General features: G+C 73.1%; 16 protein-coding genes. 7 read left to right on the top strand and 9 right to left on the bottom strand.

Annotated elements, in window-relative coordinates:
- Positions 1 to 5: 5 nt before the first annotated feature.
- The gene (locus tag AB0H57_RS22380; RefSeq protein ID WP_357509372.1) at positions 6 to 1,055 is read right to left on the bottom strand and encodes a MoxR family ATPase; all 1,050 of its coding nucleotides are present in this window, start codon (positions 1,053 to 1,055) and stop codon (positions 6 to 8) included.
- Between the two features lie 231 nt (positions 1,056 to 1,286).
- Entirely contained in the window at positions 1,287 to 1,517 is a 231-nt protein-coding gene (locus AB0H57_RS22375; protein ID WP_357509370.1) for a hypothetical protein, read from the bottom strand.
- Between the two features lie 283 nt (positions 1,518 to 1,800).
- Between AB0H57_RS22375 and AB0H57_RS22370 the strand changes: the two genes are divergently transcribed.
- Complete coding sequence (locus AB0H57_RS22370) at positions 1,801 to 2,787, top strand: endonuclease/exonuclease/phosphatase family protein (protein WP_357509368.1); 987 nt, start codon at positions 1,801 to 1,803, stop codon at positions 2,785 to 2,787.
- A 4-nt stretch (positions 2,788 to 2,791) separates the two neighbouring features.
- On the opposite strand, the gene cimA is transcribed toward AB0H57_RS22370, so the two are convergent.
- Entirely contained in the window at positions 2,792 to 4,411 is a 1,620-nt protein-coding gene (gene cimA, locus AB0H57_RS22365; RefSeq protein WP_357509366.1) for a citramalate synthase, read from the bottom strand.
- A 337-nt stretch (positions 4,412 to 4,748) separates the two neighbouring features.
- Here cimA and AB0H57_RS22360 point away from each other — a divergent pair, with 337 nt between their 5' ends.
- The 4 genes from AB0H57_RS22360 (at position 4,749) to AB0H57_RS22345 (ending at position 7,277) form a co-directional block, all read left to right on the top strand.
- Positions 4,749 to 5,309: a peroxiredoxin gene (locus AB0H57_RS22360; RefSeq protein ID WP_357509364.1), complete on the top strand. Its 561-nt coding sequence runs from the start codon at positions 4,749 to 4,751 to the stop codon at positions 5,307 to 5,309.
- Between the two features lie 2 nt (positions 5,310 to 5,311).
- Positions 5,312 to 5,842, top strand: coding sequence for a carboxymuconolactone decarboxylase family protein (locus tag AB0H57_RS22355; RefSeq protein ID WP_357509362.1), 531 nt, complete (start codon positions 5,312 to 5,314; stop codon positions 5,840 to 5,842).
- Positions 5,843 to 6,005: 163 nt separating this feature from the next.
- On the top strand, positions 6,006 to 6,470 hold the full coding sequence (locus tag AB0H57_RS22350) for a PRC-barrel domain-containing protein (protein WP_357509360.1): 465 nt from the start codon (positions 6,006 to 6,008) through the stop codon (positions 6,468 to 6,470).
- A 75-nt stretch (positions 6,471 to 6,545) separates the two neighbouring features.
- Positions 6,546 to 7,277 (top strand): tyrosine-protein phosphatase, encoded by a 732-nt coding sequence (locus AB0H57_RS22345; protein WP_357509358.1) that lies wholly within the window; start codon positions 6,546 to 6,548, stop codon positions 7,275 to 7,277.
- Positions 7,278 to 7,386: 109 nt separating this feature from the next.
- Here the strand turns inward: AB0H57_RS22345 and AB0H57_RS22340 are convergent, their stop codons facing one another.
- Both AB0H57_RS22340 and AB0H57_RS22335 read right to left on the bottom strand, forming a co-directional pair.
- Positions 7,387 to 8,487 carry a branched-chain amino acid aminotransferase gene (locus tag AB0H57_RS22340; RefSeq protein ID WP_357509356.1) on the bottom strand — a complete coding sequence of 367 codons (1,101 nt, stop codon included), beginning with the start codon at positions 8,485 to 8,487 and terminating at the stop codon, positions 7,387 to 7,389.
- Positions 8,488 to 8,725: 238 nt separating this feature from the next.
- A complete protein-coding gene (locus AB0H57_RS22335; RefSeq protein WP_357509354.1) occupies positions 8,726 to 9,757 on the bottom strand; it encodes a 3-isopropylmalate dehydrogenase in 1,032 nt (343 codons plus the stop codon).
- A 219-nt stretch (positions 9,758 to 9,976) separates the two neighbouring features.
- Between AB0H57_RS22335 and AB0H57_RS22330 the strand changes: the two genes are divergently transcribed.
- Positions 9,977 to 10,849 (top strand): FAD:protein FMN transferase, encoded by an 873-nt coding sequence (locus AB0H57_RS22330; RefSeq protein ID WP_357509352.1) that lies wholly within the window; start codon positions 9,977 to 9,979, stop codon positions 10,847 to 10,849.
- 325 nt (positions 10,850 to 11,174) lie between these two features.
- Positions 11,175 to 11,534 carry a hypothetical protein gene (locus AB0H57_RS22325; protein WP_357509350.1) on the top strand — a complete coding sequence of 120 codons (360 nt, stop codon included), beginning with the start codon at positions 11,175 to 11,177 and terminating at the stop codon, positions 11,532 to 11,534.
- Between the two features lie 115 nt (positions 11,535 to 11,649).
- On the opposite strand, the gene serA is transcribed toward AB0H57_RS22325, so the two are convergent.
- From serA to AB0H57_RS22305, 4 genes are all read right to left on the bottom strand, one after another.
- Complete coding sequence (gene serA / locus AB0H57_RS22320) at positions 11,650 to 13,248, bottom strand: phosphoglycerate dehydrogenase (RefSeq protein ID WP_357509349.1); 1,599 nt, start codon at positions 13,246 to 13,248, stop codon at positions 11,650 to 11,652.
- 365 nt (positions 13,249 to 13,613) lie between these two features.
- Positions 13,614 to 14,627: a ketol-acid reductoisomerase gene (gene ilvC / locus AB0H57_RS22315; RefSeq protein WP_357509347.1), complete on the bottom strand. Its 1,014-nt coding sequence runs from the start codon at positions 14,625 to 14,627 to the stop codon at positions 13,614 to 13,616.
- Between the two features lie 79 nt (positions 14,628 to 14,706).
- Positions 14,707 to 15,222 carry an acetolactate synthase small subunit gene (gene ilvN, locus AB0H57_RS22310; RefSeq protein ID WP_357509345.1) on the bottom strand — a complete coding sequence of 172 codons (516 nt, stop codon included), beginning with the start codon at positions 15,220 to 15,222 and terminating at the stop codon, positions 14,707 to 14,709.
- Entirely contained in the window at positions 15,219 to 15,341 is a 123-nt protein-coding gene (locus tag AB0H57_RS22305; protein ID WP_357509343.1) for a hypothetical protein, read from the bottom strand. Before AB0H57_RS22305 ends, ilvN begins: the two co-directional genes overlap by 4 nt.
- Positions 15,342 to 15,344: the final 3 nt, after the last annotated feature.

Raw genomic sequence — 15,344 nt, 5'->3', positions numbered from 1 at the left:
GCGCCTCACGCCGCCGCCAGGTCGGCCGGGTACTCGGTGTGGACGGCGGCGACGCGGGGCGGCGGAACCGCCTCGACCAGCCGCCGGACCACGGTGTCGGTGGCCACCCCGTCGGCCACCGCGTCGAAGGTGAGCACCAGCCGGTGGGCCAGCACGTCCACCGCCAGCTCCCGGACGTCCTCCGGGATCACGTAGTCCCGGCCGCGCAGCAGGGCCTGCGCCCGGGCGGCGGCGACCAGGCCGAGGGTGGCGCGCGGGCTGGCCCCGTACGCCAGTTGGCCGGCCACGTCGGGCAGCCCGAACCGGCCCGGGTCCCGGGTGGCGAGGATGAGCCGCACCACGTACTCGGCCACCGCGTGGTGCACGAAGACGTGCTCGGCCCGGCGTTGCAGGTCGCGCAGCCGGGCCGGGTCGAGCACCTGGCGCGCGGTGGGCCGGTCGCTGCTCATCCGGTAGAGGATGGCCAGCTCGTCGGCGTCGCTCGGGTAGTCGACCACAACCTTCATCAGGAACCGGTCCCGCTGTGCCTCCGGCAGCTGGTAGACCCCCTCCGACTCGATCGGGTTCTGGGTGGCCAGCACCAGGAACGGTTCGGGCACCGGCCAGCTCCGGCCGCCGATGGAGACCTGCCGTTCGGCCATCGCCTCCAGCAGCGCCGACTGGACCTTGGCCGGCGCCCGGTTGATCTCGTCGGCGAGGACCAGGTTGGCCATGACCGGGCCGAGTTCGATGTCGAAGCTCTCCTTCGACGCCCGGTAGATGCGGGTGCCCACGATGTCGGAGGGCACCAGGTCGGGGGTGAACTGGATCCGGGAGAAGGTGCCGCCGACCACGGTGGCGAGGGTCTGCGCGGCGAGCGTCTTGGCGACGCCGGGCACCCCTTCCAGCAGGCAGTGCCCACTGGCGACGAGGGCGGTGAGCAGGCGTTCGACGAGCCGGTCCTGCCCGACGATCACGCGTTTGACCTCGAAGAGGGTCTGTTCCAGCTCGGCGCCGGCCGCATCGGCCTCGGCCGGGGTGGGCAGGCTGGCCAGGGTGTCCGAGATGTCCGTCACGGTGCTTGCTTCCCGCGCCGGACGGCGACAAACGTCGGATTGTCAGCGCCGGACCGGGCCGTTCACCGCCAATCCGCCGCACTTCCCCCGTCCGGGCTCGAAGGCCGCGAGGCGGTGCGGAAGCGGACGCGCGGGACGGTGAGCGCCGGCCCCCGGGTGGCAACGCCGACGCCCGTGACGACCTGCACGCCCTGCTACCGGACCCGGTGACCGGCGCTCACCGCCCGGGTGTCAGCTGTGGACCACCAGGTGGAAGCCCAGGTTCGCGGGCGTCCCGGCGGAGTTGTACGGCTGCACGTAGACCGCGTTCGGCGTGGGCTGGCCGACGGCGAGGCCCCTGCGCGGCGCGACCGAGGCCTGGCCGGGCGGCGGCACGTTGTCCGGGTCGAGGGTGCCGACCGTGCCGCTGGCCGAGACCACCGCCCACGCCACGGTGCCGGGGCTGGTCGACAGGGTGCTCACCCCCGACAGCGCGACCCGCGTGGCCGACGGGCCGGCAGAACTGCGGCGAAATGAGCGAGACGGCACCGGACAATTGCGAGAGAAAATTGCCTCCGCCCTGCGATTTCCAGGCACTGTGGCCAGGTGGGACGCCGCATCGGGAAAAGCCCCGAGTCTGCGGTCGACCAGGGCCCCAACAAGCACCTCAGGTCGATCTGAGAAATTGCGAGTAGGTCGCGCTTCCACCATTCACGAATGGTTTTCGGTCCACCCGCTCGCAGCGTCGTCCGCTACGGTGACCGGCATGATCACCGAGACCGCGCGGCCGGTCGCGCCGGCCCGCCGGGGCGCCACCGTGCTCGGTTGGCTCGCCGTGGCGCCGGGCGTCGCCTGGGCGGCGGTCCGGCTGCCCGGGGTGGAGCGGGGGCCGCTGGTGCAGGCGGTGGCCTTCACGCCATACGTCGCGGGGTGGAGCCTGGTCGCGTTGCTGGCCGCGCTCGCCCTGCGGCGCCGGTGGGCGGCGCTGGTCGCGGGGGTCACCGCGGTCGCGCTGGTCGGCGTGGTCGCGCCCCGCACGCTGCCGGACCACGGCCCGGCCGCCGGCGGCCCGGCGGTACGGCTGCTCACCGCCAACCTGCTGCACGGCGCCGCCGAGCCCCGGGCGCTGGTCGAGCTGGTCCGCCGGCACCGGGTCGACCTGCTGACCGTGCAGGAGTTCACCCCGGCCGCCCAGGCCGGGCTGGACCGGGCCGGGCTCGCCACGCTGTTGCCCTACCGGCAGCTCAACCCCGAGGACGGCACCACCGGCTCCGGGCTCTACTCCCGCTTCCCGCTGGCCGAGCCGGGCCTGCGGCGCAACCGGGGCTTCGCCTTCACCCAGGCGTACGCCACGCTGACCGTGCCCGGCGCGCCGCCGGCGCGGGTGGAGTCGGCCCATCCGGCGGCGCCCTGGTCGGTCGCGGTGGTCGACGAGTGGCGGACGGACCTCGCCGGGCAGCCGCCGGCCACCCCCGACGGGCCGCTGCGCATCCTCGCCGGCGACTTCAACGCCACGCTCGACCACGCGCCGCTGCGCGCCCTGCTCGCCACCGGGTACGTGGACGCGGCCGACGCGGTCGGGGCCGGGCTGGTCGGCACCTGGGGCCCGTACGACGGCGACCCGATCCCACCGGTGACCATCGACCACGTGCTGGTCGACCGCCGGATCGCGGTCCAGGCGGTCACCGTGCACGCGCTGCCGGACAGCGACCACCGGGCGGTGCTCGCCACCCTCCGCCTGCCCGCCCGGTGAGGTGTCAGGCGGGGACCCCTCCGCTACCGAATGCGTTGACCGGGGGCCCCTCCTTGCGCAGGCCGTAGGTGAGCGCGTCGACCAGGGCGTGCCAGGACGCCTCCACCACGTTGGGGTGCACGCCCACCGTGGTCCAGTCCCGGCCGGTGCCGTCGGCGGTCTCCACCAGCACCCGGGTCACCGCCCCGGTGCCGTGGCTGCCCTCCAGGATGCGGACCTTGTAGTCGGCCAGCTCGAAGTCGCGCAGCTCGGGATAGTGCCGGGCCAGCCCGACCCGCAGCGCCTCGTCCAGGGCGTTGATCGGGCCGTTGCCCTCCGCGGTGGCGATCACCCGCTCGCCACGTACCCGGATCTTGACGGTGGCCTCGGAGACCACCGCGCCGTCCTCGCGGTGCTCGACCAGCACCCGGTACGACTCCAGGGCGAACGGCCGGGGCGCCGCCCGGCCGGGCAGCTCCGAGCGGACCAGCAGCTCGAACGAGGCGTCGGCGGCCTCGAACGACCAGCCGTCCGCCTCCAGTTCCTTGACCCGGCCGGTGACCCTGGACAGCGCCTCCGGATGGCCGGCCAGGTCGAGCCCCAGCTCGCGGCTCTTCAGCTCGACGCTGGCCCGGCCGGCCATCTCGGTTACCAGGATCCGCATGTCGTTGCCCACCACCGACGGATCGACGTGGTTGTAGAGCAACGGGTCGACCTTGATCGCGCTCGCGTGCAGCCCCGCCTTGTGGGCGAAGGCCGCTGCCCCGGCGTACGCCTGGTGGGTGTCGGGGGCGATGTTGGCGATCTCGGCGATGGCGTGCGAGACCCGCACCATCTGCTCCAGGCAGCCCGCCGGTAGGACGGGCATCCCGAGCTTGAGCTGGAGGTTCGCCACGACGGCGAAGATGTCGGCGTTGCCGGGGCGCTCGCCGTACCCGTTGGCGGTGCCCTGGACGTGCCGCACGCCGGCCTCCACCGCGGCGATCGTGTTGGCGACGGCGCAGGCGGTGTCGTTCTGGGCGTGCATGCCGAGCAGTTCCGGAGCGATCCCGGTCCGCGCGGCCAGGTCGCCGAGCACGGCGGTGACCTGCGAGGGCAGCATGCCGCCGTTGGTGTCGCAGAGCACGAACCGCTCGGCCCCGGCGGCCAGCGCGGTCTGCACGACCTCGACCCCGTACGCCGGGTCGTGCCGGTAGCCGTCGAAGAAGTGCTCGCCGTCCACGAACACCCGGCGCCCCTGCCGGACCAGGTGGGCCACGGTGTCGTGGATCATCGCCAGGTTCTCCGCCGGGGTGGTCCGCAGGGCCCGCTCGACGTGCCGCAGGTCGGCCTTGGCGACCAGGGTGACCACCGGGGTCTCGGCGTCGAGCAGGCCGCGCACCTGCGGATCGGCCTCGACGGCGACGCCGGCCCGGCGGGTGGCGCCGAACGCGGCGAACACCGCGTGGCGCAGGTTCAGCTCGGTACGCGCCCGGCGGAAGAACTCGGTGTCCTTGGGCACCGCACCGGGCCAGCCGCCCTCGATGAAGCCGACCCCGAACTCGTCGAGCAGGCGGGCGACCGCCAGCTTGTCGACCACCGAGTAGCTGAGCCCCTCGCGCTGCGCGCCGTCGCGCAGCGTCGTGTCGTACACCTGGAAGGCCATGGGGGTCCCTTCTGTCTTCGTCCCGGGGCAACAAAAAGACCCCCCGCGGATGCGGGAGGTCTGCGCGTCGGCGGAGGGAGGCCGGCGCGCTAGGTGCCAATAATCAGGACGGTGCTGGTCACGATGGGTAGTCTGCCAGGCCGCGGCGATTCTGGGAGAACTAATCCAGATACCGGGACGGTGGGTCGCGGCAGGGGCCCGGCAAACGGCCGGCCACCTGCCCCGACCTTATGATCCACTTCACAAGTCACCCGGCCGCCGGCACCGGGAAACCCGACTGAGGAAGTATCTGGAACCGATCCAGTTAACGGCCTCGTGCCGCTGTCAAGGAGGACCCGTGCTCACTGTCGGTGACCGCTTCCCCGAGTACGAACTCACCGCCTGCGTCTCCCTCGACGCCGACAAGGCGTTCGAGACGATCAACCACAAGTCCCACGAGGGCCAGTGGCGCGTCGTCTTCTTCTGGCCGAAGGACTTCACCTTCATCTGCCCGACGGAGATCGCCGAGTTCGGCCGGCTCAACGGCGAGTTCGCCGACCGGGACGCCCAGGTGCTGGGCGTGTCGGTGGACAACGAGTTCGTCCACTACGCGTGGCGCAAGGACCACCCCGACCTGCGCGAGCTGCCCTTCCCGATGCTGAGCGACCTCAAGCGCGAGCTGACCGCCGCCTGCGGCGTGCTGGGCGAGGACGGCGTGGCCCAGCGGGCCACCTTCATCGTCGACCCGAACAACGAGATCCAGTTCGCCATGGTGACCGCCGGTTCAGTCGGCCGCAACGTCTCCGAGGTGCTTCGGGTGCTCGACGCGCTGCAGACCGACGAGCTGTGCCCGTGCAACTGGAACAAGGGCGGCGAGACGCTGGACGCCAATGCGCTGCTCGCCGGCGCCGGGGCCTGACGATGGGCCTGGACGCGGTCAAGGCAGCTCTGCCCGAGTACGCCAAGGACATCAAGCTCAACCTCGGCTCGACGGTCGGCACCTCGACGCTCAAGCCCGAGCAGGCCTGGGGCATCGCCCTGGCCTGCGCGGTCGCCGCGCGCAACCCGGTGCTGCTCAGGGAGATCGCCGACGAGGCGGCGGCCCACCTGACGCCGGAGGCGGTCGAGGCCGCCAAGGGCGCCGCCACCATCATGGCGATGAACAACGTCTACTACCGGGCCAAGCACCTGATCGGCGACGAGCAGTACGCCTCGATGCCGGCCCGGCTGCGGATGCAGATCATCGCCCGGCCGGGCGTGGACAAGGGCGACTTCGAACTCTGGTGCCTCGCCGTCTCGGCGATCACCGGCTGCGGGGTCTGCCTCGAGTCGCACGAGAAGACGCTGCGGGCCGCCGGCTTCACCCGGGAGCAGGTGCACGAGGGGCTGCGGATCGCCGCCGTCGTGCACGCCGCCGCGGTGGCGCTGGACGCGCAGGCCGCGCTGGCCTGAGCCGTACGCCCCTGGTGGGCCGGTGACCGCCGTCCGCGGTCGCCGGCCCACCGGCGTTCACACCCGGACGTGTGTAGAACACGGCCGGGCCGGGTATCTCTTATGCGGACACAGAAGACCTTCTCTCCCATAACGACTATGACAGTCGAGGCAGGAGTTACCCATGGACAGGCTCGATCCGCAGCACCCGAACGCCATTCCCGAGTCCACCATCGACGGCGGGCAGGGCGGCTACGCCGCCGGCACGCCGGGCGGCGCCTTCGACCCGTGGCGCTACCGGGACGAGGCCGGCGTCGCCGGCGCCGACCTGGTCGGCTACAAGGTGGAGGCCACCGACGGCCACATCGGCAAGATCGACCGGGCCAGCCACGACGTGGACGACAGCTACCTGGTCGTCGACACCGGCCCGTGGATCTTCGGCAAGAAGGTCATGCTGCCGGCCGGCACGGTCAACCGCGTCGACCACGACGAGAGCAAGGTCTACGTCGACCGGGAGAAGGACCAGATCAAGGCCGCCCCGGAGTACGACGAGACCAGCCACACCGACCCGGCGTACCGGGACAAGCTCGGCGGCTACTACGGCGAGAACTACTCGGCGCTGCCGCCGGACGCTCCGGGCCGGGTCTGACGGTGACCCGCCCGGGCCACTGAACCGGGCGCCCGGCCGGTGGGACCAGTTCCCACCGGCCGTTACCGTGTGCGGATGGACGCCATCGACGCCGATCGCAGGTTGCCGTTCACCACGATGTTCAACTTCCGGGACCTCGGCGGCCTGCCCGCCCGGGACGGTCGCCGCGTCCGCCGCCGGCGGCTCTACCGCTCGGACTCCCCGCACCGGATCGACGGCACCGACCTCGACGCCTTCGCCGCGCTCGGCGTCCGCACCGTCATCGACCTGCGCCGCCCCGCCGAGGTGGAACGGGACGGGCGGGTGCCGGAGCTGCCCCGGCTCGCGTACCGCCACATCCACCCGGAGCACGTCGACTGGAGCGCCACCCTGTACCAGCCGGGCACCGACCTCGCCCGCTACCTCGCCGACCGGTACGCCGCGCTGGCCGAGACCGGTGCGGCGGGGCTGGCCGAGGCGGTCGGGCTGATCGCCGACGCGGCCAACGCCCCGGTGCTGGTGCACTGCGTCGCCGGGAAGGACCGTACCGGCGTCGTCTGCGGCCTGACCCTGGCGGCGCTCGGCGTGCCCGACCCCGACATCGCCGCCGACTACGCGCTCAGCGCCGAGGGCCTCGAACGCTTCCAGGCCTGGTACGCCGGCATGGGCGGGGTGCTGGGACTGCCCCCGCTCACCACCCCCGCCGCCGCGATGGCGCTCTTCCTGGCGGAGCTGCGCGAACGGTACGGCTCGGTCGAGGACTACCTGCGGCAGGCGGGGCTGACCGACCGGCAGCTGGCCGCACTGCGCGAGCACCTGCTGGACTAGCGTCCCCGCACCGCCCCCGCGGCATCCCGGGCGGCGCGGCGCGGGGACGGGCGTTAAGAAGGGGCCCCTCCCATACAGAATGCGTTGAGAAGGGGCCCCGCCTTGCATCTCAGAGGACGATGTGGTGCACCCAGCCGTGGGGGTCCTCGGTCTCGCCCCGCTGGATGGCCACCAGCCGCTGGCGCAGGGCCATGGTGGACCGGCCCGGCTCACCGCCGCCGATCAGGAACTCGCCGTCGGGGAACCGGACCCCGCCGATCGGCGTGACCACCGCGGCGGTACCGCAGGCGAAGACCTCGCGCAGCCGGCCGCTCGCCGCGTCGGCCTGCCAGTCGGCGAAGCTGACCGGCTGCTCGCGCACCTGGTGGCCCGACTCGGCGGCCAGGGTGAGGATCGCGTCCCGGGTGATGCCGGGCAGGGTGGTGCCGGTCAGCGGCGGGGTGACCAGGGTGTTGTCGTCGTAGACGAAGAAGACGTTCATGCCGCCCAGCTCGTCGACGAAGCGGCGCTCGACCGCGTCCAGGAAGACCACCTGGTCGCAGCCGGCGTCGATCGCCTCGGCCTGTGCGGCGAGCGACGCGGCGTAGTTGCCGCCGCACTTGGCCGCGCCGGTGCCGCCGGGCGCGGCCCGGGTGTAGTCCGGGGAGACCCAGACCGTCACCGGCTTCACCCCGCTGGCGAAGTACGCCCCGGCGGGCGAGGCGATCACCGCGTAGAAGTACTCGTTGGCCGGGCGGACGCCGAGGAAGACCTCGCTGGCGAACATGAACGGCCGCAGGTAGAGGCTGCCGTCCGGCCCCTCGGGGATCCAGTCCCGGTCGATGGTGACCAGTTGGCGCAGCGACTCGACGAAGGTCTCCGGCGGCAGCTCCGGCATGGCCAGCCGCTTCGCGGAGGCGACAAACCGGGCCGCGTTCGCCTCGGGCCGGAACATGGTGACCGACCCGTCGGCCGTGCGGTAGGCCTTCAACCCCTCGAAGATCTCCTGCGCGTAGTGCAGGACGGCGCTCGCCGGGTCCATCGGGATCGGGGCGCGGGCCTCGACCCGGGGGTCGTACCAGCCCTTGCCCTCGGCGTACCGGATGGTCACCATGTGGTCGGTGAAGACCCGCCCGAAGCCCGGGTTGGCCAGCAGGGCGGCCCGGTCGGCGGCGGATACCGGCGCGGGATTCGGACGGATCTCGAAATCGAGCTTGTCACCACCGCTCATCGCGCTGACCTCCCTGCTGTCGGAACGGCATGCGGACGCGCACGCCGGCATCTCTGGTGCCAGAAACTTACCCCGAACGGTCGTTCAGCGGATAGCTCCGCCCCGCGGATCGACCGGCCCGGATGGGTGGACGGACGGGCCCTCGGCGGCCGGGTTGGGGCTTGCCCTGCCGGCCGGGTCCGCGCCCGCGACGGGCAGCGGGTGGCCGGCGGCGGCGCTGGTCGGCCGCGGCCGGCGGTCAGGCCACCGCGTACCCGGCGAGGCGGTCGCCCACCTCGGCCGTGCGCAGCGGTACGCCCGGTACTCGACCGGCCAGCTCGGTGCCGACGGCGGCGGTGACCCGGGCGGCGGCCTCGGCGTGGCCCAGCTGGTCCAGCAGGAGCGCGGCGGAGAGCACCGCGGCGACCGGGTCGGCCAGGCCCTGGCCGGCGATGTCCGGGGCGGAGCCGTGCACCGGCTCGAACATCGACGGGAAGCGCCCCTCCGGGTTGATGCAGCCGCTGGCGGCCAGCCCGATGCCGCCGGTCACCGCGGCGGCGATGTCGGTGAGGATGTCGCCGAAGAGGTTGTCGGTGACCACCACGTCGTACCGCTGGGGCTGGGTGACCAGGAACATCGCGGCGGCGTCGACGTGCTGGTACTCGGTGGCCACGTCCGGGTGCTCGGCGGCGACCGCGTCGAACGCCCGCGCCCAGAGCGACCCGGCGTGGGTCAGCACGTTGGTCTTGTGCACCAGGGTCACCTTGCGCCGCTCGCGGCGGGCCGCCCGGGCGAAGGCGTCCCGGATCACCCGCTCGACGCCGTGCCGGGTGTTCAGGCTCTCCTCGGTGGCCACCTCGGCCGGGGTGTCACGGTGCAGCACCCCGCCGGCGCCGGCGTAGAGCCCCTCGGTGCCCTCGCGCACCACGACCAGGTCGACCTCGCCCGGCTTGACGGCGCCCAGCGGGCCGGCCACCCCGGGCCAGAGCCGGGACGGACGGAGGTTGACGTACTGGTCGAAGGCGAAGCGGAGCTTGAGCAGCAGGCCCCGCTCCAGCACGCCCGGCGGCACGGTGGGGTCGCCGACCGCGCCGAGCAGGATCGCGTCGTGCCCGGCCAGCTCGTCCAGGACCGAGTCGGGCAGCACCTCACCGGTGCGGTGGTAGCGCGCGGCGCCGAGGTCGTACTCGGTGGCCTCGACGCCGGGCAGCACCGCGTCGACGACCTTGCGGGCCTGCGCGACCACCTCGGGTCCGATCCCGTCGCCGGCCACCACCGCGATCCGTGCCACCTGCCGCTCCCTCGCTCGTCGCTTCCGGCCACGGTACGTCGCCGTCCCGCCTCCCGGTACGGAGCGTCCATCATATGGGAGGGGCGAATGCACAGCAGGCTCCCAGGTGGCATTCATGGGCCGGTCAACTCCGCTGCTTAGGCTCGTCGGTGAGCGGGTCGCGGGGGCCCGTGACCGGACCGCCGCACCGCTGCGGCGCGTCGGCGAAGGAGCGCTGCGATGCGGATGGACGAGCAACCACGGACGACCTGGACGACGGACCGCCCGGTGAACCGTTGGGTGGCCCAGCCCGCGTACCACGGCCGCCGGCCCGACCTGCGCCTCGGCGGCGGCAACCAGCACGTGGAGCGGATCGTCGGTCCGGCCGGTGACCGGCTCGCCGTCCACTACCCGGTGCGCACCGCCACCGCCGAGTACACGATCCTGCTCAACGCCCCGGAGTGGTTCGGTCACAAGGCGGTCGGGGACGCGCTGCGCGACGCCGTCGCCGAGCTGCGCGCGATCGACCTGACCTACGGGCCGACCCGGCCGGAGAGCCTGGTCTCCCGGCTGCGCCGGGGCGAGGTCAGCCCGGACTCGTACCCCCCGTTGGCCGACCTGGTGGACCGGTGCGCCGCGATGCGCGCCGCCACCGACGGCTGGTTCGACGCCTGGGCGGTACCCGGCGGGTTCGACCCGAGCGGTCTGCTCGGCGGCTGGGCGGTGGAGCGGGCCGCGGCCCGGCTGCGCGCCGCCGGCATCCACGACTACGCCGTGCTCACGGGCGCCGACCTGGTGGTACGCGGCCACGCCGCGCACGGGGGCCCGTGGCGGGTGGCGGTGCACCACCCCACCGACGGCCGACGTCCGCCACTGGTGTTGGAGATGACCGCGGGCGCGGTCGGCACCTCGGGGGTCAGCGGGCGGCGGGGGCACGTGGTCGACCCGCACACCGGGGAACCGGCCGAGCACCTGGTGGCGGCGACCGTGGTCGGGCCGGACCTGGCCGTCGCCGACGCCTACGCGACCGCCCTCTACGCGGCCGGACCGGCGGGACTGTCCTGGTTCCACAGCGGTTCCGACTATCGCGCGCTGCTCGCCGACCGCCGCTGACCGGCGCCGACTGCGGACCCCGGTCCGGTCGGCGATCGGCCCCCACGGTCTCGGCAAAAACCGTGGGAGCCGGTCAGCGACGAGTGCGCGTGGCTCGCGCAACCGAGGGGTGCGGACCGGTGGCCGAACGTCAGGCCGCGCCACCCGAAGACGGGCCCGACGTCGCATTCAGCCGGCGACCGCCCCCGTACGCTAGCGAATCGACGCAACTCGACGCAAGAGTCTCCACACCGGACCGTCCGGTCATCACGTTTCCGTTACCTGACAGTCGACCAGCGGCGGGGCGGTTTTTGCCGGACGGTCGACGGATGGCACCCTGTCCGCCGTGAGTTTCGATCTGAGCGTGTGGGCCCTGCCGGACGGGGCCACCCCGGCGGACGTGCGGGTCGCCGTGGAACAGTGCCGCGCGGGCCGGCACACGGACCGCCACCCCGACCCGCGGGTCGTCGGCTTCTACCGGGCGATCACCGCCAACTACCCGGACCGACCGTCCCGCCCGGACACCCCGTGGGAGGTCGCCCCGCTGCACGCGGCCGGCGACCACGTCGAGATGAATCTCTTCCCCACCTGCACCGACCAGGTGCTGCTCGACATCGAGCGGCTGGCCGGCGAGTACGACCTGATGCTGTTCGACGCCCAGGACGGCTCGGTCTACCCGCCGCCGTCCCGCGCCGCCACCGCCTGACCGCCCGGCGGTCGCTCACGCGCCGTCCATCCACGTCGGAGCCAGCGGCCCGGCGGGACGTACGGCGCGGGGGCTCGGCCTGCCGGCCGAGCCCCCGCGATCCGTCCCCGATGGACTACTCGTCGCGCAGGTCCGCCGCGCTGGCCGAGGTCGCGCCGATCGAGTCGGCCGCCTCGGTGAGCAGGTCCGCGCCGAGTGCCTGGTCGACGGTGAGCGTCATCAGCGTCTCGCCGCCGGCCTCCCGGCGGGCGACCTGCATCGCCGCGATGTTGACGCCGGCCGCGCCGAGCAGCGTGCCGACGGTGCCCACCACACCCGGCCGGTCCGCGTAGCGCAGGAAGACCAAAATGCCCTCCGCGCCGATCTCCACGTCGAAGCCGTCCACCTCGGTCAGCTTGATGACGTCCCGGGCGCCGGCCTGGGTCACGGTGCCGGAGACGCTGACCGTGCGACCGTCGGGCAGCGCGCCCCGGACGGTCACCAGGACCGGGTCCTCCAGGGTCTCGGTCCGGGTGTCCAGGGCGACCTCGACGCCCCGGTCGGCGGCCAGGTGCGGCGCGTTGACGTAGGTGACCTGCTCCTCCACCACCGAGCTGAACAGCCCCTTGGTGGCGGCGAGCTTGAGCACCGACACGTCATGGTTGACGATCTCGCCGCGTACCTCGACGGTGACGGCGGCGGCCACCCCGCCGGCCACCGCGGTGAAGGCCCGGCCGAGCTTCTCCGCCAGCGGCAGCAGCGGCCGGACGTCCTCGGCGACCACGCCGCCGGCCTGCACGTTCACCGCGTCCGGCACGAACTCGCCCTGCAACGCCAGCTTGACGCTCTTCGCCACGGCCAGGCCGGCCTTGTCCTGCGCCTCGTGGGTGGAGGCGCCCAGGTGCGGGGTGGCCACCACGTTGTCGAAGGCGAACAGCGGCGAGGAGGTGCACGGCTCCTTGGCGTACACGTCGACGCCGGCGCCGGCGACCCGGCCCTCGGCGATCGCGTCCGCGAGGGCCTGCTCGTCGACCAGGCCGCCCCGGGCGGCGTTGACGATCCGCACGCCGGGCTTGACGACCGCCAGCTCCTTCTCCCCGATCAGGCCGACGGTCTCCGGCGTCTTGGGCAGGTGGATGGAGATGAAGTCGCTCTCCCGCAGCAACTCCTCCAGGCCGACCAGGCGCACCCCGAGCTGCGCGGCCCGGGCCGGCTGGATGTACGGGTCGTACGCGATCAACCGGGTGCCGAACGCGGCGATGCGAGACGCGAAGAGCACCCCGATGCGGCCGAGACCGACCACGCCCACGGTCTTGCCCTGGATCTCGACGCCGGTGTACTTGGACCGCTTCCACTCGCCCGCCTTGAGCGCGGCGCTGGCGCTGGCGGTGTTCCGGGCGACGGCCAGCAGCAGCGCGACGGCCTGCTCGGCGGCGGAGACGATGTTGGAGGTGGGGGCGTTGACGACCATCACACCCCGGGCGGTGGCCGCCGGCACCTCGACGTTGTCCAGGCCGACGCCCGCCCGGGCGACCACCTTCAGGCGCGGCGCCGCGGCGATCGCCTCGGCGTCGATCTGGGTGGCACTGCGTACGATCACCGCGTCGGCCGCGGAGAGCGCGGAGAGCAGGGCCGGGCGGTCGGTGCCGTCGACGTGGCGCACGTCGAAGTCGTGCGCCAGCACCTCGATGGCGGCGGGAGCGAGTTCTTCGGCGATCAGTACGACAGGATTCATCGGTCCTCGTAGACGCTCGTTCTGGTCGGCCTGGTGTGCCGGGACGCCGCGCTGCGCCCGGCGCTGATCCGTGCCGTGGCCGTCAGGTGCCGGCTGAGGCACCTACAGGCGATCGTAGGGGGCACACCGGGCGACATGTCCCGGACCGGGAGGTGAGGGCCCTCACACGGGGTGGTCGCACGTCGGACATCCCCCGTTCACCGCGCCGGGCCCGCCGGTCCGGGCCGAGGCGTCGGTCACCCGGTCCCACCAGGTGAGCCGGGGACGTCATGGCGGGCGGGGCGCCGGACGTGCGCGGCCCGCGACCCGAGCCGGGGAGAGCGTCGGGTCGCGGGCCGCGGGGCCCCCGTGCCGGGAACGTCGCCTCAGGCGGTCTCGGTGATCGGCCGGTCCACCCAGCTCATCATGGCGCGCAGCTTCTGGCCGGTCTCCTCGATCGGGTGCGCCGCGCCCTCGGCCCGCCACTTGGCGAAGTTGGGGCGGCCCGCCTCGTCCTCGGCCACCCACTCGCGGGCGAACTCGCCGGACTGGATCTCGCCGAGGATCTTGCGCATCTCCTCCTTGACCCGGGCGTCCACGACGCGGGGGCCGCGGGAGAGGTCGCCGTACTCGGCGGTGTCGGAGATGCTGTAGCGCATCCGGGCGATGCCGCCCTCGTACATCAGGTCGACGATGAGCTTCAGCTCGTGCAGGCACTCGAAGTAGGCCACCTCGGGGGCGTAGCCGGCCTCGGTGAGCACCTCGAAGCCGGTCTGCACCAGCGCCGCCGCGCCGCCGCAGAGCACCGCCTGCTCACCGAAGAGGTCGGTCTCGGTCTCCTCGGTGAAGGTGGTCCGGATGGCGCCGGCCCGGGTGCCGCCGATCGCCTTCGCGTACGCCAGGGCGAGGGCGAAGGCGTTGCCGCTGGGATCCTGCTCGACGGCGACCAGGCAGGGCACGCCCTTGCCGTCGACGTACTGGCGACGGACCAGGTGGCCGGGGCCCTTCGGGGCGACCATCGCCACGTCCACATCGGCCGGCGGCTTGATCAGGCCGTACCGGATGTTGAAGCCGTGGCCGAAGAAGAGCGCCTTGCCGGGGGCCAGGTTCGGGGCGATCGCCTCGGCGTAGAGCCCCCGCTGGGCGGTGTCCGGGGCCAGGATCATGATCACGTCGGCCTCGGCCGCCGCCTCGGCCGGCGTGAGCACCCGCAGGCCCTGCTCCTCGGCCTTCGGGCGGCTCCTCGAACCCGCCGGCAGGCCGATCACCACGTCGACGCCGGAGTCACGCAGCGACAGCGCGTGGGCGTGCCCCTGGCTGCCGTACCCGATCACCGCGACCTTGCGGCCCTGGATCACGCCCAGGTCGGCATCGTCGTCGTAGTACACCTCAACGCTCATGGACTTCCCTTTCGTACGGCGGCCCGGGCGGCCCGTCGTGGATCTCTCGGTTGGCGGCGGCGCGCGGGCGCCGTCGGGTTCAGGCGGCGCGCAGCGCGGGACCGGCGGTGATCGACCGCGAGCCCCGCCCGATCGCCACCAGTCCGGACTGGACCATCTCCTTGATGCCGAACGGCTCCAGGTCGCGCAGCAGCGCGTCGAGCTTGTCCGGGGTGCCGGTGGCCTCGATGGTCAACGTGTCCGGCGCGACGTCGACCACCCGGGCGCGGAACAGGCTGACCGTCTCCAGCACCTGCGCGCGGGCGGTGCGGTCCGCGCGGACCTTCACCAGCAACAATTCCCGGGCCACCGACACCTGCGGGTCCAGCTCGACGATCTTGAGTACGTTGACCAGCTTGTTGAGCTGCTTCGTCACCTGCTCCAGCGGGGACGACTCGGCGTTGACCACGATGGTGACCCGGGAGACGTCCGGGTTCTCCGTCTCGCCGACGGCGAGGCTGTCGATGTTGAAGCCGCGCCGGGAGAAGAGCCCCGAGACCCGGGCCAGCACGCCCGGCTTGTTCTCCACCAGCACGGAAAGCGTGTGCATAGTCATGGCTGTGTCTCCTTTGTCATGCCCTCATGGCCCTCGCTGCGCTCGGTGCATTCGGTCATGACCGGCACCTTCTCCGTCATGCCCTCATGGCCCTCGCTGCGCTCGGTGCATTCGGTCATGAC

The organism is Micromonospora sp. NPDC050686, from assembly GCF_040654475.1.
Lineage (GTDB): Bacteria > Actinomycetota > Actinomycetes > Mycobacteriales > Micromonosporaceae > Micromonospora.
This window is presented reverse-complemented; position numbering and strand designations above follow the sequence as displayed.

Coding starts and splice junctions, on each gene's coding strand:
- AB0H57_RS22370 (WP_357509368.1), top strand. CDS start 1,801: ATGATCACCGAGACCGCGCGGCCGGTCGCGCCGGCCCGCCGGGGCGCC.
- cimA (WP_357509366.1), bottom strand. CDS start 4,411: ATGGCCTTCCAGGTGTACGACACGACGCTGCGCGACGGCGCGCAGCGC.
- AB0H57_RS22355 (WP_357509362.1), top strand. CDS start 5,312: ATGGGCCTGGACGCGGTCAAGGCAGCTCTGCCCGAGTACGCCAAGGAC.
- AB0H57_RS22350 (WP_357509360.1), top strand. CDS start 6,006: ATGGACAGGCTCGATCCGCAGCACCCGAACGCCATTCCCGAGTCCACC.
- AB0H57_RS22345 (WP_357509358.1), top strand. CDS start 6,546: ATGGACGCCATCGACGCCGATCGCAGGTTGCCGTTCACCACGATGTTC.
- AB0H57_RS22340 (WP_357509356.1), bottom strand. CDS start 8,487: ATGAGCGGTGGTGACAAGCTCGATTTCGAGATCCGTCCGAATCCCGCG.
- AB0H57_RS22330 (WP_357509352.1), top strand. CDS start 9,977: ATGCGGATGGACGAGCAACCACGGACGACCTGGACGACGGACCGCCCG.
- serA (WP_357509349.1), bottom strand. CDS start 13,248: ATGAATCCTGTCGTACTGATCGCCGAAGAACTCGCTCCCGCCGCCATC.
- ilvC (WP_357509347.1), bottom strand. CDS start 14,627: ATGAGCGTTGAGGTGTACTACGACGACGATGCCGACCTGGGCGTGATC.
- ilvN (WP_357509345.1), bottom strand. CDS start 15,222: ATGACTATGCACACGCTTTCCGTGCTGGTGGAGAACAAGCCGGGCGTG.
- AB0H57_RS22305 (WP_357509343.1), bottom strand. CDS start 15,341: ATGACCGAATGCACCGAGCGCAGCGAGGGCCATGAGGGCATGACGGAG.